At 73.2% G+C, this 2,142-nt stretch carries 1 protein-coding gene; it reads right to left on the bottom strand.

Features of this window, described 5'->3' with window-relative positions; all coding sequences use genetic code 11:
- Nucleotides 1-108: 108 nt before the first annotated feature.
- Nucleotides 109-1,905, bottom strand: a complete 1,797-nt coding sequence (locus ACFXGA_RS03970; protein ID WP_378084149.1) for a hypothetical protein — start codon at nt 1,903-1,905, stop codon at nt 109-111.
- Nucleotides 1,906-2,142 lie beyond the last annotated feature (237 nt).

Here is a 2,142-nt window from a genome sequence, read left to right on the forward strand (position 1 = left end):
TTTGTTCACCGAGCGTTCTGGTGTGCTGTTTTTTTGTGCACTGTTGGTGAGGTGCATGGGGTTCGATGTTGGGGGCGCGCGTTGTGTGTCCCCCCCCGCGGTGCTGCGTCAGGCCGTGCGCCGCCGGCTCAGGCGGAGGGCTCCCAGGCCCGCCAGCAGGGCCAGCGCGCCCAGGCCGAGCAGGCCCAGGACGCTCGCGCCGGTGTTCGCCAGGGTGTCGCCGCCCCCGGCGGCCGGGCCGGCCGGGGCCGCGACGGCGGGAGCGGCCGTGGTGGTGGTCGGGGTCTCGCCGCCCGTCACCGGGTCGGCCGGGGTCACGTCTTCCTCCGGCGTCGACACGGACGACGGCAGGAGGTTGATCCAGGTCTCCTGCTGGCAGTGGTAGCAGCTGCCGACGAAGATGACGAACGGACCGCCGTAGAAGAACTTCCACGGGCCGTAGACGCGCACCTCGTACGGGCCCGGGGTCAGGCTCTTGAACGACACGCGGCCCTCGGCGTCGGTGCGGCCCTTGGCCACGACGCGCCCGCTGATCACGTCCTTCAGCCCGATGGCGACGTCCGCGAGCATCTCGTCGGGGCGGCCGATCAGGTCGCCGTCACGGTCGTGGTAGAAGACCAGGGAGGTGTCGGCGGGCTGGCCGCCGAGCACCCGCGCCCACGCGACGGCCGTCGGGTGGCCGGTGGGGTCGTCGCCGGGACCGAAGTCGCACGGGTAGGACACGCCGCCGTACTCGCCGGTCTCTTCCGAGATGCTGCCGGTGAAGGTGAACGTGCGCGTCTCGCCCGCCCGCACCGTCACGCCGGCCGCGTCCCAGCCCAGCTCGCCGTGGTCGACGTCGCGCAGCTCCGGCCCTTCGCCGCCGCTGCGGTCGCAGCCCGCCTTGATGCCGGTGATGTCGGTGTCGCCGCGGTTGGTCAGCGTCACCTCGACCACGGCCCGGTCGCCGACGCGGTACTCGCCCTGCGTGAAGCGCATGGCCGCGGACAGCTCGTCGCTCAACGGCCGCACGCCCCGGTACACCAGGTTCGTGGCCGCCCCCGACCCGTCGACGGTGATCGACGAGTACGCGCCCTCGACGACCCAGCCGTCCGGCACGTTCGAGATGGACAGCGAGTAGACGCGGACCGGCAGGTCGGCGATCCGGAACCGGCCCTCGCCGTCGGTCGTCGTCTTGACGCTCTCGCCGGACGCGTAGAGCGCCACCTCGGCCCCGACGAGGCCCTCGCCCGCGTCGGGCGCGCCGTTGCCGTTGCGGTCGCCGTAGACGAGCCCGGCGACGGCGTCCTTCACCGACGACGGGTCGCGCAGCGGGATCTCCAGGTCGAAGCTGTCGGCCCACCCGTTGCCCGTCTGGATGTAGAACCGGGCCAGCGGGACGCCGTTCCACTGCTGGGCCTCGCCGTGCACGGTGACCGTGACGGACCGCCCGGCGGGCACGGTGATGCCCGCGCCCTGCCACGTGGACAGGTCGCCCCACTCCTGGGAGCCGATGAAGAAGTACGAGCCGGACACGGAGTACTGGCCCGCCTTCACGCCGGTCGCGTCGGTGTCGCCGTGGTTGGCGATGGTCACCTGGACCGGGATGCGCTGGTTGACCAGGTACGGCCCGCCGCTCACGGCGGCGGAGATGTCCAGCACCGCGGCCGTCGCGCCGGGAGGCGTCGGGGACGACGTCGTGGTGGACGTCGTGGTCGAGGTGGTGGTCGACGTGGACCGGTCGTTCGCCGCCTCGGCGGGCGGCGCGTCGGCGGTGGTCGTCGCGGCCGCCTCGGTCGTGCCGGTCGCGGTGGCGGGCGATTCGGCGTCCTGGGCGTACGCGGTCGAGGACAGCGTCGCGGCGAGCGCCGCGGCGACGCCGAGGGCGAGGAATCTTCGCGCGGCAGGGCGCACGGACAAAGACATGCTGGGATCCCCCCTGGGTGAAAGGTCGCCGAAAGCTAACCCACGGAGACCCGGACCTCACAGGGGATTTCGGTAACGAATCGGTCCGGTTAGGACGGAGGTCGGACCGGCTCGCCTCGCCGGGGGAAACGAGGAGGGGGGGGGGCCCCGAGCAGGGCCCCCCCCCCGCCACAGGGAACGCCGCGAGGTCCGCCCCCGACGCGCGGCGGCACGGGGGGCGCGGGGGCGGGCAGCCAA

Source organism: Actinosynnema sp. NPDC059335, assembly GCF_042752395.1.
GTDB lineage: Bacteria > Actinomycetota > Actinomycetes > Mycobacteriales > Pseudonocardiaceae > Actinosynnema.

Coding starts and splice junctions, on each gene's coding strand:
- ACFXGA_RS03970 (WP_378084149.1), bottom strand. CDS start 1,905: ATGTCTTTGTCCGTGCGCCCTGCCGCGCGAAGATTCCTCGCCCTCGGC.